This is a genomic window from Stenotrophomonas sp. SMYL41, from assembly GCF_036319965.1.
In the GTDB taxonomy this organism is placed as follows: Bacteria; Pseudomonadota; Gammaproteobacteria; order Xanthomonadales; family Xanthomonadaceae; genus Stenotrophomonas; species Stenotrophomonas maltophilia_R.
The window spans coordinates 280,478-306,246 of record NZ_JAWIRX010000002.1; the positions used below are offsets into that span (position 1 = coordinate 280,478).

At 63.0% G+C, this 25,769-nt stretch carries 26 protein-coding genes and 2 pseudogenes; 22 read left to right on the forward strand and 6 right to left on the reverse strand.

Going from position 1 to position 25,769, the window contains the following annotated elements:
* Positions 1–223 precede the first annotated feature (223 nt).
* From V3B30_RS03695 to V3B30_RS03780, 18 genes and pseudogenes are all read left to right on the forward strand, one after another.
* A complete protein-coding gene (locus V3B30_RS03695; RefSeq protein WP_100473225.1) occupies positions 224–670 on the forward strand; it encodes a hypothetical protein in 447 nt (148 codons plus the stop codon).
* Positions 671–759: 89 nt separating this feature from the next.
* Complete coding sequence (locus tag V3B30_RS03700; protein ID WP_262083356.1) at positions 760–1,824, forward strand: type IV secretion system protein; 1,065 nt, start codon at positions 760–762, stop codon at positions 1,822–1,824.
* Positions 1,821–2,600 (forward strand): TrbG/VirB9 family P-type conjugative transfer protein, encoded by a 780-nt coding sequence (locus V3B30_RS03705; protein WP_019660294.1) that lies wholly within the window; start codon positions 1,821–1,823, stop codon positions 2,598–2,600. Before V3B30_RS03700 ends, V3B30_RS03705 begins: the two co-directional genes overlap by 4 nt.
* A complete protein-coding gene (locus tag V3B30_RS03710) occupies positions 2,597–3,868 on the forward strand; it encodes a TrbI/VirB10 family protein (RefSeq protein WP_262083355.1) in 1,272 nt (423 codons plus the stop codon). The genes V3B30_RS03705 and V3B30_RS03710 overlap by 4 nt, the downstream gene beginning before the upstream one ends.
* Before the next feature lie 14 nt (positions 3,869–3,882).
* On the forward strand, positions 3,883–4,926 hold the full coding sequence (gene virB11, locus V3B30_RS03715; protein ID WP_100473221.1) for a P-type DNA transfer ATPase VirB11: 1,044 nt from the start codon (positions 3,883–3,885) through the stop codon (positions 4,924–4,926).
* 15 nt (positions 4,927–4,941) lie between these two features.
* Positions 4,942–5,406 (forward strand): annotated as a pseudogene (locus tag V3B30_RS03720) (lytic transglycosylase domain-containing protein); the annotation flags it as partial.
* A gap of 580 nt (positions 5,407–5,986) precedes the next feature.
* Positions 5,987–6,397 carry a TrbC/VirB2 family protein gene (locus V3B30_RS03725; protein ID WP_100473219.1) on the forward strand — a complete coding sequence of 137 codons (411 nt, stop codon included), beginning with the start codon at positions 5,987–5,989 and terminating at the stop codon, positions 6,395–6,397.
* Positions 6,390–6,698 carry a VirB3 family type IV secretion system protein gene (locus V3B30_RS03730; RefSeq protein WP_100049996.1) on the forward strand — a complete coding sequence of 103 codons (309 nt, stop codon included), beginning with the start codon at positions 6,390–6,392 and terminating at the stop codon, positions 6,696–6,698. The genes V3B30_RS03725 and V3B30_RS03730 overlap by 8 nt, the downstream gene beginning before the upstream one ends.
* Before the next feature lie 81 nt (positions 6,699–6,779).
* Positions 6,780–9,227, forward strand: a complete 2,448-nt coding sequence (locus V3B30_RS03735; protein WP_262083353.1) for a VirB4 family type IV secretion/conjugal transfer ATPase — start codon at positions 6,780–6,782, stop codon at positions 9,225–9,227.
* Positions 9,228–9,279: 52 nt separating this feature from the next.
* Entirely contained in the window at positions 9,280–10,095 is an 816-nt protein-coding gene (locus V3B30_RS03740; protein ID WP_262083352.1) for a hypothetical protein, read from the forward strand.
* Positions 10,096–10,178: 83 nt separating this feature from the next.
* Positions 10,179–11,339, forward strand: coding sequence for a type IV secretion system protein (locus tag V3B30_RS03745; protein WP_329809637.1), 1,161 nt, complete (start codon positions 10,179–10,181; stop codon positions 11,337–11,339).
* Positions 11,340–11,348: 9 nt separating this feature from the next.
* On the forward strand, positions 11,349–11,885 hold the full coding sequence (locus tag V3B30_RS03750; protein ID WP_111175862.1) for a DUF4189 domain-containing protein: 537 nt from the start codon (positions 11,349–11,351) through the stop codon (positions 11,883–11,885).
* Positions 11,886–11,935: 50 nt separating this feature from the next.
* A pseudogene (locus tag V3B30_RS03755) lies at positions 11,936–12,562 on the forward strand (type IV secretion system protein); the annotation flags it as partial.
* Positions 12,563–12,778: 216 nt separating this feature from the next.
* The gene (locus V3B30_RS03760) at positions 12,779–13,264 is read left to right on the forward strand and encodes a DUF4189 domain-containing protein (RefSeq protein WP_100473214.1); all 486 of its coding nucleotides are present in this window, start codon (positions 12,779–12,781) and stop codon (positions 13,262–13,264) included.
* A 1,228-nt stretch (positions 13,265–14,492) separates the two neighbouring features.
* A complete protein-coding gene (locus V3B30_RS03765) occupies positions 14,493–15,506 on the forward strand; it encodes a hypothetical protein (protein WP_262083140.1) in 1,014 nt (337 codons plus the stop codon).
* Between the two features lie 460 nt (positions 15,507–15,966).
* Positions 15,967–16,503, forward strand: a complete 537-nt coding sequence (locus tag V3B30_RS03770; protein WP_262083139.1) for a hypothetical protein — start codon at positions 15,967–15,969, stop codon at positions 16,501–16,503.
* Between the two features lie 57 nt (positions 16,504–16,560).
* Positions 16,561–17,568, forward strand: a complete 1,008-nt coding sequence (locus tag V3B30_RS03775) for an XVIPCD domain-containing protein (RefSeq protein WP_100473209.1) — start codon at positions 16,561–16,563, stop codon at positions 17,566–17,568.
* 517 nt (positions 17,569–18,085) lie between these two features.
* The gene (locus tag V3B30_RS03780; RefSeq protein WP_262083142.1) at positions 18,086–18,931 is read left to right on the forward strand and encodes a hypothetical protein; all 846 of its coding nucleotides are present in this window, start codon (positions 18,086–18,088) and stop codon (positions 18,929–18,931) included.
* A gap of 54 nt (positions 18,932–18,985) precedes the next feature.
* Here V3B30_RS03780 and V3B30_RS03785 read toward each other — a convergent pair whose 3' ends face one another.
* The 3 genes from V3B30_RS03785 to V3B30_RS03795 are packed head-to-tail and all read right to left on the reverse strand — an operon-like array spanning position 18,986 to position 21,661.
* Positions 18,986–20,314, reverse strand: coding sequence for an XVIPCD domain-containing protein (locus tag V3B30_RS03785; protein WP_262083138.1), 1,329 nt, complete (start codon positions 20,312–20,314; stop codon positions 18,986–18,988).
* Positions 20,311–20,964, reverse strand: coding sequence for a hypothetical protein (locus tag V3B30_RS03790; protein WP_262083137.1), 654 nt, complete (start codon positions 20,962–20,964; stop codon positions 20,311–20,313). The genes V3B30_RS03785 and V3B30_RS03790 overlap by 4 nt, the downstream gene beginning before the upstream one ends.
* A gap of 40 nt (positions 20,965–21,004) precedes the next feature.
* Positions 21,005–21,661: a hypothetical protein gene (locus V3B30_RS03795; protein ID WP_262083136.1), complete on the reverse strand. Its 657-nt coding sequence runs from the start codon at positions 21,659–21,661 to the stop codon at positions 21,005–21,007.
* Positions 21,662–21,922: 261 nt separating this feature from the next.
* Here V3B30_RS03795 and V3B30_RS03800 point away from each other — a divergent pair, with 261 nt between their 5' ends.
* On the forward strand, positions 21,923–22,429 hold the full coding sequence (locus tag V3B30_RS03800) for an N-acetyltransferase (RefSeq protein ID WP_100473204.1): 507 nt from the start codon (positions 21,923–21,925) through the stop codon (positions 22,427–22,429).
* Between the two features lie 12 nt (positions 22,430–22,441).
* Here V3B30_RS03800 and V3B30_RS03805 read toward each other — a convergent pair whose 3' ends face one another.
* The 3 genes from V3B30_RS03805 to V3B30_RS03815 all read right to left on the reverse strand — a co-directional run bounded on the left by V3B30_RS03805 (position 22,442) and on the right by V3B30_RS03815 (position 23,979).
* Positions 22,442–22,648, reverse strand: a complete 207-nt coding sequence (locus tag V3B30_RS03805; RefSeq protein ID WP_087922941.1) for a hypothetical protein — start codon at positions 22,646–22,648, stop codon at positions 22,442–22,444.
* Positions 22,649–22,705: 57 nt separating this feature from the next.
* Positions 22,706–23,143, reverse strand: a complete 438-nt coding sequence (locus tag V3B30_RS03810) for an acetyltransferase (RefSeq protein ID WP_262083135.1) — start codon at positions 23,141–23,143, stop codon at positions 22,706–22,708.
* Positions 23,144–23,211: 68 nt separating this feature from the next.
* Positions 23,212–23,979: an NAD(P)H-dependent oxidoreductase gene (locus V3B30_RS03815; RefSeq protein ID WP_262083134.1), complete on the reverse strand. Its 768-nt coding sequence runs from the start codon at positions 23,977–23,979 to the stop codon at positions 23,212–23,214.
* A gap of 78 nt (positions 23,980–24,057) precedes the next feature.
* Here V3B30_RS03815 and V3B30_RS03820 point away from each other — a divergent pair, with 78 nt between their 5' ends.
* From V3B30_RS03820 to orn, 3 genes are all read left to right on the forward strand, one after another.
* Positions 24,058–24,417: a helix-turn-helix domain-containing protein gene (locus tag V3B30_RS03820; RefSeq protein WP_100473201.1), complete on the forward strand. Its 360-nt coding sequence runs from the start codon at positions 24,058–24,060 to the stop codon at positions 24,415–24,417.
* 75 nt (positions 24,418–24,492) lie between these two features.
* Positions 24,493–25,017, forward strand: coding sequence for a tRNA adenosine(34) deaminase TadA (gene tadA / locus V3B30_RS03825; protein WP_262083133.1), 525 nt, complete (start codon positions 24,493–24,495; stop codon positions 25,015–25,017).
* A gap of 74 nt (positions 25,018–25,091) precedes the next feature.
* The gene (orn, locus tag V3B30_RS03830; RefSeq protein ID WP_100473199.1) at positions 25,092–25,664 is read left to right on the forward strand and encodes an oligoribonuclease; all 573 of its coding nucleotides are present in this window, start codon (positions 25,092–25,094) and stop codon (positions 25,662–25,664) included.
* The last annotated feature ends 105 nt before the right edge of the window (positions 25,665–25,769 follow it).

Genomic DNA, 25,769 nt, shown 5'->3' on the forward strand with positions numbered 1-25,769 from the left:
AAACAAGGATGGTTTCGACGTTGGTGAGGTATGCGGGTGCGCGGTCGGCAACGTCCGGCGGCCCTGCGACCTGGTTGGCAGCCTTTGGGGCTGCAGGGGAGCCGGAGCGGGTGTGCTGCACGCAGCAGCGCTTCCCTCCGATTCCGGCGTGCGCGATGCAGCGCCGGACGACCAGGGGACCAATGCTCGGGACTGCTTTTTCGTACGTCAAAGTGAAGCCCGTATGAATCAGGCGTTTATCGCGAAAATATCCATCGCCGCAGTGGCGGCGCTGATGGTGGCCGGTTGTGCCACCAAGTCCGCTCCCGATTTCGGAGGCCGCTGGAAGCCGGTCAACCGCTTCGCTGCGGCAACGACCGAGATCCCGCTGTACTCCAGCTACGTCTACCAGGCTTCGCCGATGGATGGCACGCTCAAAGCCATGCTCGAGCGCTGGGCCAAGGATTCTGGACGCACCTTGGACTACCGCCTCAGCTCGGACTTCACGCTGTTCGGCGCGGTCTCGAACATCGACACCACCAATGCACAGCAGGCCGTGATCGATCTGACCGCAGCCTATGCAGCGCAGGGCATCTCCGTCTCCATCGTTGGCAACCAGATCGTTGTGCAGAGCGCAGGCTCGACGCCGACCGCGTCGGCGCAGGGCGCTGATTCCAGCAGCGGCACCTGAGTCCACCTCGAAATCATCGAACGTGCCGCTCCCCGCGCCTGTCGCAGGGGTGCCACGCCCATTGATGTTTCAGCAGTACGGAAGAATCCATGTTCCGCAAGAAGGATCCCGGCAATAGTCCCAAGGTCGAGCAGTCGGTCGCCAAGGCGGTCAGCTACGAGATCACCGTGGCCGACATGGCGCGCCGCAGCGAGCGGCGCGCATGGTGGGTCGCCACAGGCTCGTTGCTGATGTCGCTCGCCCTGGCGGGCGGCTACTACTACATGCTGCCGCTGAAGGAGAAGGTGCCGTTCCTGGTGATGGCCGATGCCTACACCGGCACCGCGACCGTCGCGCGCCTGAGTGGCACCTTCCAGGGCGAGACGATCACCACCAACGAAGCGATCAATCGCAGCAACGTCGCCCAGTACGTGCTCGCGCGCGAATCGTACGACTCGGCGGTGATGGGCCTGCGCGACTGGGAACTGGTGTTCGTGATGTCCACCGATCCGGTAGCGCAGTCCATGCGGGTCCGCTATGCCGGCAACAACCCGCAGAACCCGTTCGTGATGTACGGTCGCGAGCGCGCCATCCGGGTCAAGATCCTCAGCATCACGCCACTGGGGGCCGAGCCGAACGGCAGCTTCCGCGGCGCTTCGGTGCGCATACAGCGCAGCCTGCTGGACAAGCGCACCGGCGTCTCTACCTACCTGGACAACCAGCTGGTGACGATGCGCTTCGGCTACAACCAGAACCTGGCGCTGTCCGAGCAGGATCGCATCCTCAACCCGCTGGCGTTCCAGGTCACCGAGTACCGCGTCGACAACGATTACTCGCGTGGCGTGCCGGTGCCGGATGACGGCGCCATGCAGGCACAGGCGCAGCAGGCTGCACAGGCCGCGCAGGCCGCGCAGCAGGCGCAGGGCGTCTACGATCCCAACAACCCGGCCGCGGCCACGATGATCGATCCGGCCACCGGCCAGCCGGTCGCGGTTCCGGCCAACGGCCAGGTGCCGGGCCAGCCGATGCCGGGCCAGCCCGTACAGGGTCAACCCATGCCGGGTCAGCCGGTGCAGGGGCAAGCAATGCCGGGGCAGGCCATGCCCGGACAGCCGGCCATGAGGCCGGCGCAGAACAATTCCACCGGAACTGCTGATGGAGCAAGCAACCGATGAGTAGTCGAAATATCAGGGGAAGCGCGCTGGCGCTGCTGTCGATGTTGTCGTTGCTGTTCCCAGCGGCGGCGATGGCGCAGGCGGTTGACCACTACGAGTACGAGAAGGACCGCATCTATCCGGTTCGCACCGGCCTGGGCCTGACCACCCAGATCGAGTTGAGCCCGAACGAGAAGATCCTCGACTACAGCACCGGATTCAGCAGCGGCTGGGAACTGACCCGTCGCGAGAACGTGTTCTATCTCAAACCGAAGAACGTCGACGTCGACACCAACATGATGGTGCGCACCGAGACCCATTCCTACATCTTCGAGTTGAAGGTGGTAGCCACCGACTGGCGCCAGCTGGAACAGGCCCGTCGTGCAGGCGTGCAGTACAAGATCGCCTTCGTCTATCCGAACGACACCGTGTTCGGCGTCGCCCAGGAGGCGGTCGAGGAAGAGGCCAAGCCGTTGTTGAGCTCTGAACTGGCCAAGGATCGCCAGTACAACTTCAACTACTCCTATTCGACCAGCAAGGCGAAGAAGATGGGATGGCTGATCCCGGTCAACGCCTATGACGATGGTCGTTTCACCTACCTGAAACTGCCGAATTCGCCGGAGTACAAGACGGGCATCTTCCCGGCGGTGTTCGGTCGCGAAACGGAATACGGTGAAGATTTCGTGGTCAACACCACGGTTGAAGGCAATACGCTGATCGTGCACGGGACCTACCCGTACCTGGTCATCCGCCACGGCGACTTCGTCGTCGGCCTGCGAAGGAACGTGAAGAAATGAGCCAGCAGAACACTCCCGGAAACGACCCGAACAACGGACGCGACGAGAGCCAGAGCCCGTACGGCGCACAGGGTGCCCCGGACGCGCAGTCGAATCCATACTTCGGCACGACCCAGGCCGAGCCTGCGCCGGATCTGGATGCGGCCGCACCGCAGCTGCGCTCGGCCGAAGAACAGCGGCTGAACCGCAAGGCGCTGATGTTCCTCGGCGGCATCGTGGTGCTGCTGGTGGCCATGGGCTTCCTGTTGTTCCGCAAGGGCCAGGATGACAAGGACGCTGTGCAGAAGGTGCCGGACGTTGCGCGCGTGTCTACGCCGACTCTGCCGGACGCCGTGCAGACGAGTCCGGTGCCCTCCCAGGCCATGCAACCGGTTGATCCGATTCCGATGACGCCGCCGCTACCGCCGCCGCCGCTGGATTCCACCCCGCTGTTCGTTCCCCAGTCCGATTCGGCGCGCGAGATGGACCGTGGCCCGACTTTGCTGGACCGCCGCATCGGCTCCGGGAGCGGGGTGGGTGGTGGTGATGGACAGGATGGCAACGGGGGCAATGGCGGCCGCGGCATGGATGAGTACACCCGTGCCATGCTGGCCCAGCTGCCCAACAATCAGGCGGCGCCGGCAAAGGTTCGCCGCGGCCCGGACGTCGAGGATGTCTCCAGCGCCACCTATATCCAGAGCCCCGACGCGCTGCTGGTGCGTGGCACCTACCTGCGTTGCGTGTTGGAAACCCGAATCATCACCGATCTCGCCGGCTATACCTCGTGCCTGCTGACCGAGCCGGTGTACTCGATCAACGGTCGCAACCTGCTGCTGCCGAAGGGCTCCAAGATCTATGGCGCCTACGGCGGCGGTCCGATGGGCAAGCGCGTGGAAGTGATCTGGGATCGCATCACCACTCCGAATGGCATCGACGTTGCGATGTCCAGCCCGGGCGTGGATCAGCTGGGCGGTGCCGGTCATCCGGGCCAGTACAGCGCGCACTGGGGCAGCCGTATCGCCTCGGCGCTGATGATCAGCCTGATTTCCGACGCCTTCAAGTACGCGGCCGCCGAACACGGTCCGGAGACGACCACCATCGCCAACAACGGCATGACGGTGCAGTCGCCTTATGAGAGTGCTACCGCACGCACGATGGAGCGCCTGGCCAACGAAGCACTCAGCAGCAACCGTCGTCCGCCGACCGTCACCATCAACCAGGGCACGATCGTGAACGTCTACGTTGCCAAGGACGTCGACTTCACCAACGTGCTGCACCCCCGCCGGTAACCCAACGAACGATCATGGACGCTGAAGTGTCACCCCTCGCCCTCGTCTCCAGCGATTTCCTGCGCTATCAGTACGAAGTGCTGGGCATCGCCGAGTACATGACATCCCCGGAAGTGACGGAAATCTGCATCAACCGTCCCGGTGAGCTGTACCTGGAAACGCGGGCCGGGTGGCAGCGGGTGGACGTGCCGAGCCTGACCTTCGAGCGGGCCCGGCAGTTCTGCACGGCGGTGGTGAACGAGAGCAACACCGGCCAGCGCATCACCGATGCCGATCCGGTCGTGTCGCTCACGTTCCCCACCGGCCAGCGTGCGCAGTTCGTGATTCCGCCGGCATGTGATGCAGGGAAGGTGTCGATCACCATCCGTCTGCCGTCCAAGCACACCAAGTCGCTCAGCCAGTATCACGAAGACGGCTTCTTCAATCAGATCCTGGAAAGCGATGGCAGCATCAGCGAGCAGGATCGCGAGCTGCTGGAGCTGCGCCATTCGCGCGAGTACGCCGAGTTCTTCCGGCGTGCGGTGATGTACCGCAAGAACATCGTGGTATCCGGTGCGACCGGTAGCGGCAAGACCACCTTCATGAAGGCCTTGGTCAACCATATCCCGGACAACGAGCGCCTGGTCACGATCGAGGACGCGCGCGAGCTGTTCCTGACCCAGCCCAACGTCGTGCACCTGTTGTATTCCAAAGGCGGGCAGAGCACCAGCAATGTGACGGCCAAGAGCTGCATGGAGGCCTGCCTGCGCATGAAGCCCGAACGCATCATCCTCGCCGAGCTGCGCGGTGACGAGGCGTTCTACTTCATTCGCAACTGTGCATCGGGCCACCCGGGTTCGATCACCAGTTGCCACGCTGGCAGTCCAGAGCAGACCTGGGACCAGCTGGCATTGATGGTGAAGGCCTCGACCGAAGGTTCGGGCCTTGAATTCAACGTGATCAAGCGACTGTTGATGATGACCATCGACATCGTCGTGCATATCAAGGCGCATGCCGGCTCGCGCTACATCACCGGCATCGACTTCAATCCTGGGCGTGCCCAGGGGCAGGAGGGCTGAAGGATGCTGCCAGGACTGGAAATGATGGCGTGCCCGGAGATGGCCGTATCGATGGATGTGATGCAGCACGTCATCAACGTCGAATCGTCGCGCAATCCCTACGCCATCGGCGTGGTCGGCGGCGCACTGGTGCGCCAGCCCAAGGCCTTGGATGAAGCACTGGCGACGGTGCGCATGCTGGAAGAGAAGGGCTACAACTTCTCGATCGGGCTGGCTCAGGTCAATCGCTACAACCTGGGCAAGTACGGCCTGGATTCCTACGAGAAGGCCTTCCAGCAGTGCCCGAACCTGCAGGCAGGTTCGCGCATCCTCGCCGAGTGCTACAAGCGCTCCGGTGGTGACTGGGGCAAGTCGTTCAGCTGCTACTACTCGGGCAATTTCGAGACCGGCTTCCGTCATGGCTACGTGCAGAAGATCTACGACTCGATCCGCCGCGGGCAGCAGGTCGCCAGTAATGGTGTCGCACCGATCGACGTGGTCAGTCGGGGGGAGCGCCGCGCGGTGAAGGTCGAGCATCACCCGCAGCTGGCTTCGCCGGCGCAGGCGCGCATCGTTGCTCAATCCAATGGCCCCGTGTACGTGCCGTCGGAAGATCCCGCACGCGCCTATGTCGTGTACCCGTCCACCGGTGCAATGGCGCAGGGCAGCCTGCTGAACATCGCCGACCAGGCGCTGTCCAAGGTAGTGCTGGGCTCGGTGGAGCGGATGATGCAGCCACAGGCGCAGCCCACCCAAGGGGCCGCCTATCCGCAGCAACAGGCCGGTGGCATGCCGCAGCAGCTGCCTCAGCAGAGTCCGGCGCAGGCAATGGCCATGCCGCAGCAGTTGCCGGGCGCTGCCGGCGCCGGCAACGAGGGGCCCGTGATGCTGCGGCCCTGGAGCGAGCGCAACCAGCCTGTGGCCAGTGGCGAAAATTCATTCAACGCACCGGTGCAGGCTGCGCCGGTGCAGCAGATTCCCGCAGGGGATGCGGCCTTCGTGTTCTGACGAAGTCGTGGTGCGGCCAGTCCCCCGGCTGGTCGATTCAGTTGTGTTAGTCCATCAACAAGGAAATCAATCCATGAAGCGATCCAATCTCGACCTCGTCCAGGCCCAGCGCACGCTGAAGACCCTGCTGATGGCCACGATCTTCGTTGGCGCACTGTTCGCCCCGCAGGTGTTCGCCACCAGCACCGACTTCGGCGGCACCGACAAGAAGGTCTGCGGTTTCTTCTCCAACATCAACGGCCTGCTGAACATGGCCTCGATCGCCGTGGTGACCATTGCGGTGATCTTCGCCGGCTACCAAATCGCCTTCGCGCACAAGCGCATCGGTGACGTCGCGCCGATCCTGATCGGTGGCGTGCTGATCGGTGCCGCTGGCCAGATCGCGCGCATGCTGCTGGGCGAAGGCAGCGATGGCAAGTGCGGTGCTGGCACCAGCACCACCTACTACCTGATCAACAACGCGATCCAGTACTACAGTGCATAAGAACGTCGTGTTCCGCGGCTGCACGCGCCCAGCGATGTTCCTGGGCGTCCCCTACCTGCCATTTTTCATGGTGGCCGGTGGGTTGTTGCTGCTCAGCATGTACACGAACTTCTGGTTCCTGCTCACCATTCCGGTGGCGGTCTTCATCATGCGGCACATGGCCAAGCGTGACGAAATGATCTTCCGGCTGCTGGGCCTGCGCCTGATGTTCAAGCTGAAGGTGCGCAACGTGCAGGAACACGATGGCATGTGGGTGTTCAACCCCAACCATTACCGCGACAAGCCGGCCCGAATGGATTGAGGTCCGGATCCGGCCTGGCGGGCGTCCGCGCCCGCCGGGTCTCTTGAAACTCCTTGGCAGTACCTCTTTGGAAGCAGTCGTATGTTCAGCCCTGACACCTCCATCAGCGAGTTCATTCCGTTGTCGTCGCATGTTGCCCCGAACGTGGTCAAGACCACGGGCGGCGACTACCTGCTGACCTGGCATCTGGAAGGGCTGCCGTTCGTGGGTCGTGAGGAGTGGGAGCTCGAGCATCGCCACAACACGTTCAACCGCCTGCTGCAGACGCTGCGTGCACCGGACTTCGTGAACGTGGCGTTCTGGGTGCACGACATCCGTCGCCGTCGCACGCTGAAGGGCAAGAGCAACTACAAGCAGCGCTTCAACCAGGACGTGTCCGACCAGTACATGGGCATGCTGTCCTCGCAGCGCATCATGCAGAACGAGCTGTACCTGACCATGATCTACCGCCCCGTGGTGGCGGGTAAGCGCTTCGTAGAGAAGTCGGCGAACGTGGACAAGCTGCGCGCCGAGCAGGAGCAGGCGGTCGAAAAGCTGATGGAGCTGGCCGGCAACGTCGAGGCCGTCATCCGGGACTATGCGCCATACCGCTTGGGAATGTACGAGGCCAAGAACGGCGTGGTGTTCTCGGAAACGCTGGAGCTGTTCGGTTACCTGATCAATCGCATCGACGAGCCGGTGCCGGTGCTGTCGGCACCGATCAAGGACTACCTGCCTGTCAGCCGCCATATGTTCTCGGCCAAGACCGGCGATTTCGCGATCAATACCCCCAATGGTGCCAACCACTTCGGCGCCATTCTGAACATCAAGGAGTATGCCGAGGGCACTTACCCGGGCATCCTCAATGGCCTGAAGTACCTGGACTACGAATACGTCATCACCCATTCGTTCAGCCCGATGGGGCGCCAGGACGCGCTGAAGGTGCTCGACCGCACCAAGGGCATGATGATCTCCTCCGGCGACAAGGCGGTCAGCCAGATCGTCGAGCTCGACCAGGCCATGGATCAGCTGTCGTCGGGCAACTTCGTGCTGGGTGAATACCACTTCATCATGGCGGTCTACGGCGACACGCAGGCCAAGCTTTCGCAGAATGTCGCCTCGACCCGTGCCGAGCTGTCCAATGCCGGTTTCGTGTCGACCAAGGAAGACCTGGCGGTTACCTCGTCCTTCTATTCGCAGCTGCCGGGCAACTGGCGCTATCGCACCCGCCTGGCCAATGTCAGCTCGCTGAATTTCCTGGGCCTGTCGCCGCTGCACAATTTCGCGACCGGCAAGCAGCACAACAACCCGTGGGGCGACTGCGTCACCACGCTGCAGACCACCAATGGCCAGCCGTACTACTTCAATTTCCACGCGACCCACCCGTCGGAAAACTCGCTGGGTGAGAAGGCGATCGCCAACACCATGGTGATCGGCAAGTCCGGTACCGGTAAGACCGCGCTGATCAACTTCCTGCTCAGCCAGGTGCAGAAGTACGAGCCGTCGCCGACCATCTTCTTCTTCGACAAGGATCGCGGCGCGGAGATATTCGTGCGTGCCTGCGGAGGCAACTACCTGGCCCTGGAGAACGGCGCGCCGACCGGCTTCAACCCGTTCCAGTGCGAGAACAACGAAGCCAACGTGCAGTTCCTGGCCGACCTGATCAAGGTCCTGGCCGGCAAGCGTGAGTACAGCGCGCGCGAGGAAGAAGATATCTATCGCGCGGTGGAAAGCATGCTTGATACGCCGATGCACCTGCGCAGCATGACCAACTTCCAGAAGAGCCTGCCCAACATGGGTGACGATGGCCTCTACGCGCGCATGCGTCGCTGGACCTCGGGCAATTCGCTGGGCTGGGTATTCGACAATCCGGTCGACACCGTTGATCTGAGCAAGGCCAACATCATCGGCTTCGACTACACCGACATCATCGACAATCCCGAAGTGCGCGTGCCGGTCATCAATTACCTGCTGCACCGCCTGGAGTCGCTGATCGATGGTCGTCCGCTGATCTACGTGATGGACGAATTCTGGAAGATCCTGGATGGCGAAGGTGGCCTGAAGGAGTTCGCGAAGAACAAGCAGAAGACCATTCGTAAGCAGAATGGCCTGGGCATCTTCGCGACGCAGAGCCCGGAGGACGCGCTGAAGAGCGACATCTCGGCAGCGCTGATCGAGCAGACTGCCACGTTGATCCTGCTGCCGAACCCGAACGCCAGCAAGAGCGACTACATGGACGGCCTGAAACTGACCGAGGCCGAGTTCAGGGTGGTTACAGCCCTGGACGAGCGCTCGCGCTGCTTCCTGGTCAAGCAGGGTCATGCCTCCAGCGTCTGCCAGCTCAACCTGCGTGGTATGGACGACATCCTGTCGGTGATTTCCGCATCTACCGACAATATCGAGGTGATGCACCGGGTACTGCTGGAGGCTGCGCGCACGGAAGGCGTCTCCCAGGCTGACCTCACCCCCGAGCAGTGGTTGAGCGAGTTCTACAGGAAACGAAAGGGCTCGGGCAAGGCGGCTGTCGAAGCGCGCGACACTGTTCCCTGATCCGCAAGACGGCCTGCCCGAAGACTACGAGTTCCGATCAATGGAGACTGATATGAACAATACCAAGCAAACTTCCTTGCCCCGCCGCCGCGCGCCCCGTCTTGCAGCGATGACCGTGGCAGCCATGATGGCGCTCGGCACCGGCAATGTCAGCGCCTGGATTCCCGTGCAGGAGACCGGTGCCAGCCTCATCCAGCACCTGCTCAATCAGATCAATACCTACAAGACCGAGGCGACTGCCTACGCGGCCAAAGCGCAGGACGCGGCCGAGTACGTCGAGCAGAACACCCGCTGGATCCGCACGCTGGAGCAGTATCGCCAGGCGCTGATCCAGGTGCAGGCGGCGGTGAACAGCTTCGGCATGCCCGACAGCGCGCCGCTGGTGCCGGTGGCGCCGAACTATCTGGTTGCCGAAACCTGTGGCAAGGCGCTGGACTTCAACCTGGAGTCCGCCTTCAAGGTGTTCGTGTTCAATCCGCAGGCGGATGTGAAGGAGCAGCAGATGCAGATCTGCGTCAACATCCGGATGATGCAGAACCGCAAGTACAACGACGCGATCGATTTCCTGACCCAGACCGTTCCGCGCATCAACAACTCCTTGACCCGCATCCTCAAGATCCGCCTGACCAACAACGATCAGGGCACCGTGCAGGGTGCCGACAGCGAATCGCTCCGCACCGCCAATGACATTGCCGCACTTGCCCAGAGCTGGGAAGCACGGATGAAATCCTATGATGCCTATATCGAGGTCATGGAGGCCAACCAGAAGGTGGTGGCGCAGGCCGCATTGAAGGGGGACCCGACCAAGCAGCTGATCAGCGACATGGTCAAGACCACCGCACTGAAGGCCGCGCTCAGCGTCAAGTGATTGCAGGCCGCTAATACGTAGACATGCGCTGCAAAGCAATGCGGCATTTCATGCAGTAACGGAATTACCAAGGGATTGTGGAAATGACGATCAGGTGGCTGGCCAACTTTGATTTCTCAGGCGGATTGCAGGATCTGCTGGGCTACGCGGTGCGTGTCCAGTCGATCGGCGATTTCGTCTTCTTCAAGCTGATCATGGATTACCTGCGCGACAGGATCAGTGACTACGGCATCGACCTGATGGGGCGCATGATGTCCTGGGTCGGTGGCATGGCCCTGGTGCTGATGACGCTGTGGGTACTGATCCAGGGCTTCCGGATCGTCACCGGCCGCAGCCGCGACTCCATGATGGTGCTGGTGACCAACATGGCGCGCGCGGCGTTGATTGTGAGCGTTGCCACCAGCATGGCGATGTTCGGCAGCAACCTGCAGAAATTCCTCAACGAGGACGTCAAAGGCCTGATCACCCACGGGGTGACCGGCAAGGACCAGCAGCCGGAAGACCAGATCGACAAGAGCCTGGCGTGGATGCAGGTGGCGCTGTCGAGCATTGATGGCATCAAGATCCTGAATGATCCAGGGTTGCAGGCGGACAAGACCCGGGCGCTGTGGTTCATCGGCATGGGCACGGGTGGTCCGGCCGTCACCGCTGGTGCGATGTTGCTGCTCTACGAGGTCGCGCTGGCGCTGTTCATCGGCCTGGGTCCCTTGTTCATTCTGTGTCTGCTGTTCGACCAGACCAAGCAGCTGTTCCAGCGATGGCTGTTCTACGGCATCGGCACGATGTTCTCGATGGCGGTACTGGCAGCGATGGTATCGATCGCGCTGGACATGGTGATCCGTGTCTCGACCGCGTTCTGGTCCACCGCCTTGGTCAACAAGTTCCTACTCGAAGGCGCCTCCAGCGACGGCATGACCAGCCAGGCGATGCAGCAGGGCGGCATGGGATTGATCCTGACGACCTTGATTCTGACTGCGCCCCCAATGGCGGCCATGTTCTTCCAGGGCACGTTGGGTAGCTTCATGGCATATTCGCAGATAGGTGGCAGCCCGGTTGCTGCTGCGCCGGGACCTAATGGACAGCCGCCGGGTAGCTATTACACGCCGGATAAACCTTCAACGAGCGGTGGCAGTCAATCGGGTGGATCGACTTCAGTTGGGAGCAATGTCGTAGTCACTGGCAGCAACTCCACAGCTGGGTCAGGCAATTCTGATACTGGCCGTAAAGGCTTAGCTTCGAACTAGAGGCCGGAGATGAAGTCAATTCGTGTCTATTCAGGTGCAGTAATCCTGCTGGGTCTGGGAATCATTGCGTGCCAATTGCCACAGACGGCCAACGCAGAAGGTAGGTGTCCTCCTGGTCAGTATCCAATTGGTGGTCAGGGAGTCGGCGGCTGTGCTCCCATCCCAGGTGGTACCACTGGAGCAGGCCAAGCGTCGCCTGTTGCGACAGGGCGTTGGATCAAGACTTGGGGGGCCATCGCTTTAGCGAAGGGGGGCGATGTCGGCGTGGCTCTCGGTAAGCGAAAGAAGAGGGATGCGGCTTCGGAGTCCCTTGCTAATTGCGCACAGCGGGGGGCTACGGATTGCAGGGTGGTATTGGAGTTCAATAATCAATGTGCAGCATTCGTATCCCCCAGTGATGCAAGATTTGGTGGCTCCACGTTTGCGCGTGCGGCATCTGTTGATGCTGCGAGTAAGATGGCTGTGGATGCGTGCTTAAAGCAGGGGAGCGATGGCTGTAAAGTGATTTATTCTGGATGCACCGAGCCTGAGTTTGAGAACTTCTGAGGTTGCGCTTGTGAGTTTCTGGCTGAAAACGTAGAAATGCCTGATTAGCCGGAAAAGACAAGGCGCCGGATGAGCAGATCGACAAGAGCTTGGCTTGGATGCAGGTGGCGCTGTCGAGCATTGATGGCATCAAGATCCTGAATGATCCAGGGTTGCAGGCGGACAAGACCCGGGCGCTGTGGTTCATCGGCATGGGCGCGGGTGGTCCGGCCGTCACCGCTGGTGCGATGTTGCTGCTCTACGAGGTCGCGCTGGCGCTGTTCATCGGCCTGGGTCCCTTGTTCATTCTGTGTCTGCTGTTCGACCAGACTAAGCAGCTGTTCCAGCGATGGCTGTTCTATGGCATCGGCACGATGTTCTCGATGGCGGTCCTGGCAGCAATGGTATCGATCGCGCTGGACATGGTGATCCGTGCCTCGACCGCGTTCTGGTCCACCGCCTTGGTCAACAAGTTCCTGCTCGAAGGCGCCTCCAGCGACGGCATGACCAGCCAGGCGATGCAGCAGGGCGGCATGGGCCTGATCCTCACGACCCTGATCCTGACCGCTCCCCCAATGGCGGCGATGTTCTTCCAGGGAACCTTGGGCAGCTTCATGGCATATTCGAAGATAGGTGGCAGCCCGGTGGCGCAGGCACCGGGGCCCAGCGGGCAGCCGCCGGGTAGTTACTACACGCCTCCGGCTCCAGAGAAGGGCGGGACGCATAGTGCCACTACCGAGCAGATTGTTGGTTCGCGAGTGACTGGCGGTAGTTCATCGCCGGGTTCGGCGGTCGTGGACTCAGGGCGTCTTGGTCTTGCAAAGAACAACAGCTGACGGGAAGTTTGAGGGTCTAACGATATGGTCTCGATATTTGGCCGCCGATGTGCGCTTATCTTCGGCGCTGCAGCTTGCATGCTGTTTTTTGGCTTCGCGCCCGTTGCTGGTGCTGAAGGGCGTTGCCCGCCAGGCCAGTATCCAATCGGAGGTCAGGGTGTTGGTGGGTGTGCGCCGATCCCGGGAGGGGACGCGGGATCGGGTCAGACGGGCCCTATCCAAACAGGACGCTGGAATAAGACTTGGGGCGCGATTGCCATGGCTTCCAATGGTGACGTCGGTGTGTCAGTCGGAAAAGTGAGAAAGGCTGACGCCTCAAATGAGGCCTTGGCCAATTGTAGTCAGCACGGGGCATCGGATTGCAAGGTTACTCAGACTTACAAGAATCAATGCGTCGCCCTGGTCTCTCCCCGAACTAGTGCATTCGGCGGTTCCACGTTTGGACGCGCTGAATCTGTCTCTGCCGCGACTTCATTGGCGATGGGGCTTTGCACTAGGCGCGGTAGTGAAGGCTGTAAGGTGATCTACTCGGCATGCAGCGAACCGGAATTCGAGTCGTTCTGAGTGGTAGGCAATGAGGCGCCGCAGCTTGAAATGGCTGGAAGAGTTAAGGTTTTGCCTGCTCTCATGCTTAGCTTGCCAACTCAATTTCCTGCAATCATTGCAGCCATCTTTGCTTGGTATGAGGCGTAAGAGGGCTGCTGAAAATTCGTGCTTTCTTTCTTCTGAATACTGTGGCCAATCAAGCTAGATGATGGTGCTGGGGCCCGCAGCTAGCCATATGAACGTGGTGAGTGGCTGCCCCGCGTAAGAGGCGATGACACGTATTTCGGATCCATTCTGTACGAATGAGCCGATGAGCGAGTTCCCGCTTATGGCCGCGTCCATCGGTAGCATGACCAATCGACGATCTGGCAGGGCGGCATAGGCCCGATCTTAACGACGCGTATTCCGACTGCTCCCCCAATGGCAGCCATGTTCTTCCAGGGCACCTTGGGTAGATTCATGGCATATTCCCAGATAGGTGGCAGTCCGGCTGGTTTCTCTGCTTATCGCTCCCTCGTTCGCGTGGGCGGAAGGGCGCTGCCCTCCTGGTCAGTACCCCATTGGCGATGATCGGCAGGGGGGTCGTGGATGTGCGCCGATTCCTGGCGGTCAGAGTCAAGGGAGTGCTCAGCCAAGTGCTCCTGTACCTACCGGGAAATGGGAGACTCGTTGGGGAGCGATTGCTCAGGATACCTCTCCTGCCCAAGGTGCAATGCTCGCTATCGGCGTTTCGGAGTCTAGGGCTTCGAAGCGAGAGGCGGCTTCGGTCACAATCTCGCATTGTGCTAAAGCTGGGGGCGCAAGTTGTAAAATCTTAATGAGTACCACACTCAATGTGTTGCACTCGCTGGGCCAGAAGTAAGTGAGTTCAGGATGAAGGGTGGGGCAACATATTCGTCGAGAGCTCCATCGGAGAGCGAGGCAAAATTGTATTTTCTGCGTGAATGCCAAGCACGTGCTAATGCTTCGCGCTGTGAATTGATCTATTCAGCATGTAGCATGTCTGAGTTCAAGTATTCCGCTGATGTGAATGCCGGGATTGGTTGGGCTTGGTTGCATGCTGAAGTTCTGCTTGTGTTTTTTTAGGGGTGGCCTGCTGAAAAGCGGGCCATTTCTATTCTCCGCTCCTGCGTAAGATGTCGGCTTTGCACTATGGGTGGGCATTGGTCGAGGCGACGCGCCAGACCGTGCCATAAGGCTCCATTCGCGATGCCGTAGGTCTTCGCGCCATTCGAAGGAACGAATCATGCAGAATCCAGGCCGTGTTGCCTCACTGATTGGCGGACTGCTGTTCGCCTCGTCGACCCATGCGGCTGATAGCTGGGTCATCTTCACCGGTGGCGAAACGCCGAACCGCGAGGCGTGGGTGGTCGATGCGCAAACGCTCGCTGACCGCTCGGATCTGGTCGGTTTTCTGCAGCGTGCCACGCCGGCAGAGCAGAACGCGTACCTGAAGCAGTTGCGCCGCAGGAAGGCACCGAAACCCGGTGAGCCCGTTGCTGGTCCGGAACCGGTGTACGAGATCCAGGTCAATACCGTCTACGAGAACGCGACGAAACCGAATCGCCTGATCAGGAAGTACTGGGTGAACTGCTCACAGAACAACGTGGCCATCAGGACGAGTCTGATCCAGTGGCGCGACCGGCCGATGGAGAACGTCCCACCGGAAAGATCCGAACCGCGAGCCGAGGCGATTGCTCCCTGGCAGGTGCAACTGGTGCGGTTTGCCTGTCTCGTGGGGCCTGATCCCAAGGCCAAGGTGCCGGCGGAAATGCTGAAGCACGGCTTCCTTTCCGTCGGTGACGTCGGGCAATCACCTGTAGATGTCATCTGGGGTGACCTGCGGAAGGACGGCAAGCGCCCAGCATTCACCTATCGGCCGACCGAAGCTGAAATGGACAGCACTGTGCGTAGCCTTGAAGCGACTGTGGCGCGCGCCCAGAATGAAACCAGCAGGGCTTTGGATGAGTCGCGTCGCGCTGCCAACCGCGTGGGTCGCAACAATCTCATGGACATGTGGATCGGCAAGACAGAGCAGGAATTCGTGAGGACGTGGGGCTCACCGGATCGTGTGGAGAATGGGGCCGATGGTTCGCGCACGCTGTATCTGCATCGTGGCGAGCGTGTGCGGGGGTTGAACGCTTACGGGCATGTCGTCAGTGACGTGAACAATCGATGCGATATATCGGTGCTCACGATGGACGGCTACGTTCGTGACTACGCCACGCAGGAAGCCACCTGCGCGCAGCACTTGCGCTGATCGCGATTGCTGGCCACGACGCGGGGCGACAAAGCGTGTGCAGGCTTTCCCTGCAACATCGCCCCTGCCGGACCAGGCCGTGGGCGGGGGCGCGGCGCATCCTCCACGGCGCCATCCACTGCGGATCTGTTTGTCAGATAAGCCACCATTCACGTTAGCCGCGCTTTTTCTGTGATCAAGTGCGCTTTTCATCCCAAGCTCCCTTCGACGAGCGCTGCCTCCTCGAAGTAAGCTGCGTGCGCGTCAAAATCCCGACGCGCCGGTGCCATCGAACGCAGGAGCTTTTCCGTCCATGAGGACTGTGTCCCCCCGCGGTGCGGGTGACGCTTGCCACCATCGCGGTTGCCGTGGGCTCGGGGCTATCATCCGCCATGGCGGCCGCCGGGCACGTGCGAGGCATCGCCCCGTTTCCGGCCTCCGCTCGGGAACTGGCAAGACGGGATTGAAGGAGTTGCAGCGGATGGAGAAGGGGAGTGGCACGCACATGGACAACGCCCTGGCGTTCGTTCCGTCCGGCGCGAACCTGCTGGAAGCCGTGCGCGGCGATCTGACCGGCAATGGTTTCCAGGACCAGCTCCTGGTGATCGACCAACCTCCTCCGGAGGGCTTGTTGCCCGGCCAGCACGGACCGAACCGGGTGCTGCTGTTGCTGCTGGGCGATGCCACGGGCCGCTGGCAGCTGGCGGCACGCAACGACAAGCTGGTGCCGTGCTCAACGCGCGGTGGCATCGCCGGCGATCCCTTCGCGTACGTAACCATCGAGGATGGTGCGTTCAGTGTGATCACCAACGGCGGCAGTCGCGAACGCTGGAGCAGCGTCTACACGTTCCGGTATGCACCTGCCGAGCAGGCGTGCTGGGTGCATGGCGTGCAGCGCAGGGTGGTCGACACCGAGACCGAAGCCACCCATACGCGTGACTTCTCGGCCGCCGAACTTGGGCGGGTGCGGTTCGAGGATTTCGATCCGGCCGTCGTCGCCGACGTCAGCTTGCCCTGAGTGCCATGCCTGTAAGGAGGCGGGAGTACCCAACGATGATCGAGCAGGAGTTTCACCGTGTCGCAGGATAGAGAGTCGCAGCTGTTGCGGCAGGCCACGGAGGCCGGCATGACCTCGTCCCGGGAACTGGCCAACTTCATGGCGCAGGCCGGGCACGAGTCCCGTGGCCTGAGCCGGCTCAATGAGAGTTTCAACTTCACCCGGGGTATCTCGCAGATCCCGGTGGAAGCGGCGTGGCGCAATGGCAATGGCGCGCTTGAGAGCGCCCGACAGGAAGCGCTGCGTGGGCGGCCGGAGAACCTGGCCGAACTGATGTATGGCGGCCGCATGGGCAACGATGCGCCCGGTGATGCGCTGAAGTATCACGGCCGTGGCTACCTGCCGCTGGTCGGCAAGGAGAATTACGAGCGTGCCGGCAAGGCGCTGGATCTGGACCTGGTGAATCAGCCGGAACTGGCCGCGCAGCCCGAGCACGCAGGCCGTATTGCCGTGTGGCAATGGCAGACGCGGGTGCCGGAAGCGGCGCGCGAGGATGTGCGGGAAGCCACGCGTGCCCTGAATGGCGCGCTCAACGGCATCGAAGCCCGCCAGCAGCGTTTTGACGTGTGGCAGCAGAAGCTGACCCCCGATGTGATGGCGCGCCTGGAACGTGGCGAAGTGGGGGCGCCAGCCCAGCAGGCAACCGAACGCGACATGTCGCAACCGGGCGAGCCGGGATACACACTGTTCTCGGGCGCGCGCCAGCACCTGCAGCAGATGGGGCCTCAGAGCGGGCTGCGCACTGGGCAGGAACTGGACAATGCCGCCGGCGCGTTGGCGCTGAGCGCGCAGAAGGCCGGGATGTCGCGTATCGATCATCTGCTGGCCGGCAATGACGGTCGCACGCTGTTTGCTGTACAGGGTGCGCTGGGCGATCCGGCCATGCTGCGCGCATCGGTCGATCGCGAACAGGCGGCGCAGCAGCCGCTGGCGCAGAGCAGCCAGCAGTTGGCCGCCAGCGTTGCGCAGCAGGACCCGGCGGCTGCGCTCGCCCGCGAGCAGGAGCAGCGTTCTCGATCCTTGTAGCACCTGATGCCGGCGGGCAGGGTGCCCGCAGGCGCTTTACGTACGACGCGTGGCGCCCTGTGGCGCCGACATGGAAACCCACTCGTAAGGACACCACATGCGAATCGTTCCCTCGAATGCCCGGCACGCCGCTACCCGCAATGCATCCGTGCGCCGCCTGCCGCCGCTCTGGCTGCTGTCACTTGGACTTGCCGCAGCGTCGGCACAGGCTCAGGAGGCAGCGGCACCTGTCGTGGAGACGCCCCCCACTGCCGAGGGGACCGTTGACGCGCCTGTAGGGGCGGCGCCCGTTGCAGCGCCCGCGGCGACCGACGCCGTTGTCGTGGTGCCGGCTTCTGATGTACCCGCTGCCGCGCCAGCCCCTGCAACAGCCGTGGTGGACGCGCAGCCGGAGCCCGCTGCAAACCCGACGCCCCCGCCCGTGACGGCCGCAGCGACGGCCCCTGTAGCTGCACCGCCTGCCGCCGTCGAGCCAGCCGCTCCGGCGGTAGCGCCCGCACCTCCCGCCTTGGCCATCGTGCCGTTGCCGCCCGAGCAGGCGACCGAGCGGGCACTTGGTGCCCGCTGCCCGGTGGATCTGGCCGGGCGGCTGGCGACCCAGGGCGACCTGCTGATCGGCGCCTGCCAGGGCACGATGCCGGCGCATCTGGCTGCGATGCTGGTCGCGCTGCCCGAGCAGGACATCCACCTGCCGCGCAGCTGGCGCGAGCGAGAGGTACAGCAGAAGGCCTGGTTCAAGGCCGTGCCGGGCTACGGCCAGCGCCCGGACTTCATCGTGCGGATGGGCGACATCTGGGTGCGCTCGCTGGAAGGGCGCGACGCCGAAAGCACGTTCTACCTGGTGTCGGCGCCGTTCACCTGCAGCGACCGGGTCGCCAACCCCGATGAGTACGGCGCGGAGCCGGTACGTATGCCAGCGGGTGACTGCCGCGAGGCCTATGTGGCCCAGCGCGTGTACCAGGTGCGCGGAGACGCCGCGCCGAGGGATGTGACCGCCGATGCCATGCCGGCCATGCCCCAGGTGACGGAGGCCGATCGTGTGCGCCAGCTGTCGCGCGAGGGGCGGATCAGCCTGGACCACAGCAAGTTGCAGTACGGCCCGGCCATGCGCTGGTTCGTGCAGTACCCGGAGTCGGCGCAGAAGGGCGGTCCGCGCTCCTACGGTGACTGGAACCGCGAGCACATCGCGTTCGTGGTCTGGACCGGTGATCGCTTCGAGCTGCGCGAGAAGGTGGCGCGTGCGCAGTGGCCGTGTGATCCGGTAGCACCGGGCGATCGCGCCTGTGGTGGATTCCCTGATTCCGGGCCGGACCTGTTCGTGACTGCCAATGGGTCTGGAGCGGTCGCGGCCTCCAGCCCCTGAGGCGCGCTGTAGAGGTGAAGCGGGAGCCGGAATGACCGGCTCCCGTGCTGTCCATCAGGCCTGCAGGCTGCGGGTCTGATTCTGCTGCTGTTCCAGCTGCTGGTCGCGCTCCAGTGCAAGGCGCTGGCCTGCGGCCTGCTGGTCGATGCGCTGGCTGCTCTGTTCCAGCGGTGTGTTCATCGCCACCGCCGTATCCACTGACACGCGAAGGTGGGCCGGGTCACCGCCCTGGCCCTGCACGGCGAAGCTGCGCGAGGCATCGGCATTCATGACCACCTCGTCGATGCGCTTGCCGCCCGCCGCATGCATTTCGGCGGCCAGGCTGCCGGCCAGTTGCGTGCTCATTACGTCTGGTACCCGGCCGACGCGGACGTCCTGCGCGTGCACGCCACGGATCGCGTCGTTGAACAGTGGGTTGCCCACGTGGTTGGCATCGTCCATGCGCAACATGCTGGTGTGATGGCCGTTCTTCTCCGCTTCGCGGCGTGCCGGCTCACCGGGCTGCAGCGGGCCGCGGATATGGTCGTACAGATCGACCGCGCCGCCCGGGATGCCGCGCGCCGCGCGGGTGACACCACGGCGCAACGATTCGACGTCGTCGCGGTATTCCTCGATCATCCTGGCGTTGTCTTTTGCCAGCGTCTGCGTTTCCGGGTGTTGCAGCACCGAGCCGTCGCCGAGGAAGTTGCCCAGCTTGTGCGCGCCGAACGAGCTGCCTGCTGCGACGAGCGGGCTGTCCGGGATCAGGGCGCGCATCGGATGATTGCTGAAGCCGTTTGCGGCAAGTGTCTTGATCTCATCCGGCTTAGCATAGATGCGCACCTGGCCGAAGTGCGGCGAGGCAGCGCTGACCGGATCGGAGGCCATGACGTGGTTGATCATGGTGTTGCCGCCTTCGGGGATGCGGTAGCTGAGGCTGACCGCGCCATAGGCGTTGAAGGTCTCGCCCTTGACGTTGAAGTGGTGCGAGGTGATCTGGGCCAGGGCGCCGCCGAGGGAGTGGCCGGTGACGGTGACCTGGGGGGCGGGTACACCGTTCAAGCGCGACTGAAGCGCGACGCCTTCAAGTGTCCTCTGTGTCAAGGCAATCGCGTCGGGCGCTTGCACGTTGGTGCGCGCAACCACCATGCCGCCATCGGTCAGAATCGCGTCGCGAGCTATCTGCTCGGTGCCACGATGCGCAATGACAATCTCTTTGGTGTCTACGCGCTGATAGACGGTACCTTGATAGCCGTTGAGGCGATTGTTGACATGCTCAAGTATCTTGTACTCATGGCCGTTTAACGTGACCTTCTCTTCCTGGCCGGGTTCACGTCGGCCGACGGCCCGATCCTTGTAGGCGTCATCAGATAACGCGGCGTAGTCCTGGGAGGTGATGGTCACGGCGCCACCTCAGTTGCGGAGAGGGTGATCGTAAACAGCTTGTCCCGAAGATCAGGGGCGTAATTGCTGCGATCGGGCTCGCCGCTGGCGGGGAAATTCGGAACGCGATCTGCCTTCGGATAGACCAGATCCGGATAGTAGAGCGTATGCGCGCCACCTTCGGTCAGCGGCTTGGCGTCAACGAAGGTGAGGAAGCGGGTCTCTTCTTCAGCGCCCGTTGCCTTCAGCATTGCCCCGGCACCGGTGAACTCCCACTTGCACACGCCACGACCGTAGTAGTCTTCATCCAGCATGCGGTCCACATACAGCATGCCCCGGTACTCACCATCAGCGACCTTGCGCAGCTCCACTGGCTCCTGGCTGGTAATGCGAGCAGCCGTGCCGGTGGCTGGCTCGATGTGGCCGCACTGGTCTTCGTTAGTGACGTCGTACTGAGCCACGCCCTTGACCAGAGCGAAGTCGCCGGGGGCGTCCTTCAGGCGCAGCACCAGTTCATAGGCCTTGCGCGGGCTGGGGTTGAGCTTTGCGAGCCCGCGCCCTCCCTGGGCGACATCGGCTTCGGCAGCGGCACGTTCCTGGTTCATGGCGGTCTCCGGGTGGCAGGCGGTCAACAGAAGCAGAGCAAGGCACGGAATCATCTTGTGGCGCAATGTCGGCCTCCTTGGGGGTAGGGGGTGTGGAACTGGCAGCTCATGGCATGAGCTTCTGCACAGTGGTGGTGGTAGAGAACAGCGCGTCTCGCAGCTCTTCTTTGTAGGCTGAAGGATCTTCCTTGCCACTTGCAGGATAGTTGGCAGCAAGTTCGGCGCGAGGATAGGCAGCCTTCGGATAGTAGAGAGTCAACGGCGATTCGGCGTTCATGCGTTCCTTTCTGAAATACGTCAGGAATCGCGTATCCGCCTCTCCGTTCGTGGCGCGCAACATTGCACCAGCACCCGTCAGCGACCAATGGCAGACGCCACGCCCGTAGTAGTCCTCGTCCTGCATACGGTCGAGGTAGAACGTGCCGCGGTATTCGTTCTCGCCGATCTTGCGCAGGATGACGGGCTCCTGGCTGGTGATGCGGCCCGCAGTGCCTGTTGCAGGCACGATCCGTCCACAGTCTGCGTAGTTGCTGGCGTCGTACTGGGCCACGCCCTCAACAATCGCGAACGGGCCCGGCGCGTCCTTCAGTGTCAGCACCAGCTCATAGGCCTGCTTCGGTGCCGGGTTGAGCTTGGCCAGACCGCGTCCACCCGCGGCGACATCACGCTCGGCATCGGCGTACGGCGAGCACGCCGCCAGCGGGAGGAGGGCGAGCACTGCCAGCAACGGCCGTCTCCTGTGCGCGCGGTGTTCTACACCCATGGCCCGATCCTGCATCGTGCGTCCGTGTCCATATATCCTTCCTGGGTGGCAGGTTTCTCGATTATGGAACGTGCCGGGAGGGCTGTGCCACCCCTCGAGACGGATTTTTGACGCATCCAGGGCGCTCCGCGCCGGCAGATCGCTTACCGCACAGGGCGTCCGATCGCCGCGTTGGCTCTGCTGCCGGACGCAGGTTCGTAACTGAATCCGTGACGGAAATCGATCATTCACATGTCCATCACTTCATCAAAGGTGTTGTCCTTGAACTGCACGATCCGCCCCGAAACCCGCGAAGACCACGCCGGCATCCATGCACTCACCGAGGCGGCCTTCCGTGAAGCCCCGCACAGCAGCCATACCGAGCAGTTCATCGTCGACGCGCTGCGTGCACGCGGAGAGCTGAGCATTTCGATGGTCGCCGAGCGCCAAGGGCAGGTGGTGGGCCACATTGCGCTGTCGCCGGTAACGATCAGCGATGGCAGCACCGGCTGGTTTGGCCTGGGGCCAATCTCGGTGCTGCCCGGATGGCAGGGACAGGGCATTGGCGCGGCGCTGATGCACGCGGCGCTCGACGCATTGCGTGGGCAGGACGCGCGCGGCTGCGTATTGCTGGGGGAGCCGGCGTATTACGGGCGGTTCGGATTCCGCGCCGAGCCGGGCCTGGTACTACCGGGTGTTCCGCCGGAGTACTTCCAGGCGCTGTGCCTGCGGCCGCCGATGGCGCAGGGCGAGGTGAGCTATTCCACGGCCTTTGAAGCCACCGCCTGAGAGTGCGGGAGGTCAGGGCGCACGCCAGACGGTGGGCTCGGGTTGCGGCTTGGGAATGCGGTAGCCGCCGATGTGTTCAAGCAGTTCATTGGTGCGGCGCTGCTCGGCCAACAGCTCTCGCAGCAGATTGCGCACCGCGAAGATCGCGAACGGCACCAGGATCCATATCAGGCTGATTCCCAGCGCAAACAGGGTCAGCAGGGCTCTGCCACCTTCCATGTAGGGCACTCCTCTTCGAAAGCAACCACGCTAGCACGCAGTTGCTGTCGAGGGATGTCAGCCGTTGTACCGTAGATGGATCAGGGGATACGGACGGCCCTGCGAATCAAGCGGTGAGCGGCCGGTTTCGACGAAGCCCATGCGGACGTAGAAGCCAACGGCCTGTGCGTTCTGTTCGTTGACGTCGGTACTCAGCTGCGGATGCAGGGCCAGTGCGTGCTGCAACAGCTGCCGGCCGATACCGGTACCGCGCACGTCCGGATCGATGAACAGCGCTTCCATGTGCGTGCCGTCGATCAGCATGAAGCCTACGGGCCGATCCTGCGCATCGACGGCAACGGTCATCGGCGCCTGCGGCAGGAAGCCAGCCACTTCGGCTTCGATGGCCTGGCGGTCATCGGTACTGAGGAAGTCGTGGGTGGCGTCGACGGCGCGACGCCAGAGGTCGACGAGGGCGGTGCCGTCGTCGGCGCGCGAGGGACGGAGGGTGGTCACGGGCTCACCAAGGTGCTTGCAAAGAGTGCGTAGTATGGCGCGTCCCGACCCAGCGCGCAGGCGTGGATTCACCCGATGTTGCGATGGCGGATGAAGGGGCTGTAGGCCATTGCCTCTGCGCGCAGCACCACGCCGTCCTCGAAATCGCCGCTGTCGTTGAAGGGCACGGTGGGCCACTGCGGCCATTGCGCCAGTCGTTCGCGGTAGTAATGGGTGGCCGCAGCCAGTGCCTCGTCGTGCGCCTGCACGCGCTCCGGTGCAAGCCCTGAACGCACGCCGTGCACCACATGCGGTTCCATCATCTCGAAGCCTACGTAGCGCAGGCTGTACATCAACGGCCACAGCAACAACCGGGTATCTCCCTCGCGGCCGTCGGCTGCGCAGGCCTGCGCCGATGATCCGGTGGTGACGCTCAGCAACGCGCGCTTGCCCCGCATCACGCCGTGCTCGTGGCGCTGGCGGCTGTTGTACATCGGCCCGTAGACCAGCACGCGGTCCAGCCAACCCTTGAGGATGGCCGGTGCCGCGAACCACCACAGCGGGAACTGCAGGATCAGCAGGTCGGTGGCCTGCAGCAGCTGCAGATGGCGCTGCACCTCGGCGGGCAACTGGTCGTGTTCGGCGCTGTAGCGTTGTTCGCGCTGGGCATCGAAGCGCTCGGGCTGCAGGCGCCGTGGATGGTGCCAGGCCGCTTCCAGCGGATCGAAGCCCTCTGCATACAGGTCGACCATGTCCACCTGCAGATGGTCGTGCCGCAGCTGCTCGGCGGCCTGCGTGGCCAGATGGGCGTTGAACGAGCGGGGTTCCGGATGGGCAAGCAGGATCAGGGCGCGCATGGGGCGAGGCGTTGGCGGAGTGTGCGACCATCCTCGCGATGCCGGGGTGCCCCGGCAATTACGCACCTTGAGGTAACCATGGCCTATCCGGGCGATGTCTATGCCGCCGATTGCTCGGCACGCGATGCGCTGGCGCTGATCTCCGGCAAGTGGGTGATGCTGCTGTTGCCAGCGTTGGCGCAGGGCCCGCAACGCAACGGCGCACTGCTGCGGAAGATCGAAGGGATCTCGCAGAAAGTGTTGACCCAGACCCTGCGGCAGCTGGAGCGCAACGGCCTGGTCGAGCGTTGCGATCTGGGCAGCAAGCCGCTGCATGTCGAGTACCGGTTGACCGAGGTTGCGCGCAGTCTGGTGGACACCCTGAACGCGCTGGACCGTTGGGCCGAGCACAACTTCCCGGCACTGGACGCTGCCCGCGAACGCTTCGACGCGCGCTAGCGGAACCTGCACGGCCGTGGGCGTACAATGCGGCCCCGGCGGCCATCCTGGCCCTGTATATACGCGAGAACCGCCATGACCGATGCCCTGGGTGTGCCGGTGCACGACGCCGATGAACATTGGATGCGCCATGCGCTGGCGCTGGCCGAGCGTGCGCAGCGCGAGTTCGATGAAATTCCGGTGGGAGCGGTGCTGGTCGGCGCTGATGGCCAGCTGCTGGGTGAGGGCTGGAACCTCAACATCGCTTCGCACGACCCCAGCGCGCATGCCGAGATCGTGGCAATGCGTGCCGGTGGCAAGCTGCTGGCCAACCACCGGCTGCTGGGCAGTACCCTGTACGTGACCCTGGAACCGTGCGCGATGTGCGCGATGGCGATCGTGCATGCACGCGTTGCCCGTCTGGTCTACGGCGCCAGCGACCCCAAGACCGGGGCCTGCGGCAGCGTGTTCGACCTGCTCGGCGATGCCCGCCACAACCACCGCGTCGAGATCCACGGCGGGGTGCTGGCCAAGGAGGCCAGCATGCGCCTGACCAACTATTTCCGTGCCAAGCGTGGCAAGCCGCCGCTGCTGCTGGAAGACCATGCCGGCGAGGCCTGAGGGGCGAACGGGTATGATGGGCGCCTCTTTCCATTACCGGTAGGCCGCGCGCCTGCCCAGCAACGAGGCGACACATGGCGGACAACGGCGCGGCCAACGAACGACTGATCTGGATCGACCTGGAAATGACCGGGTTGGATACCGACAACGATTCGATCATCGAGATCGCCACCGTGGTCACCGATGCCCAGCTCAATGTGCTGGCGGAAGGGCCGGAATTCGCCATCCACCACCCGCTGGAAACGCTGGAAGCGATGGATGAGTGGAACCGCAACCAGCACCGCCGTTCGGGCCTGTGGCAGCGCGTGGTGGACAGCACCACCACCCTGGGCCAGGCCGAGGCGCAGACGGTGAACTTCCTGGCGCAGTGGATCCCGGCTGGCCTGTCGCCGATGTGCGGCAACTCCATCTGCCAGGACCGCCGCTTCCTGCATCGCCAGATGCCGCGCCTGGAGAAGTACTTCCACTATCGCAATCTGGACGTCTCCACCGTGAAGGAACTGGCCAAGCGCTGGGCGCCGAACGTGGCCGCCGGTGTTGGCAAGAACAGCAACCACACCGCGCTGAGCGACGTGCACGATTCGATCGCCGAGCTGCGCCACTACCGCCAGTTCATGGGCGCGCTGTCCGGGCTTTCGACACCTTGACCGGTCGTGCCGGCCGCCGGCTGGCAATTCCAGGGCTTTCGTGAGGTCCAACAGGTTGCCGGCCAGCGGCCGGCACTACGCTTCGTTCAACTCCCTGGCGCTAAG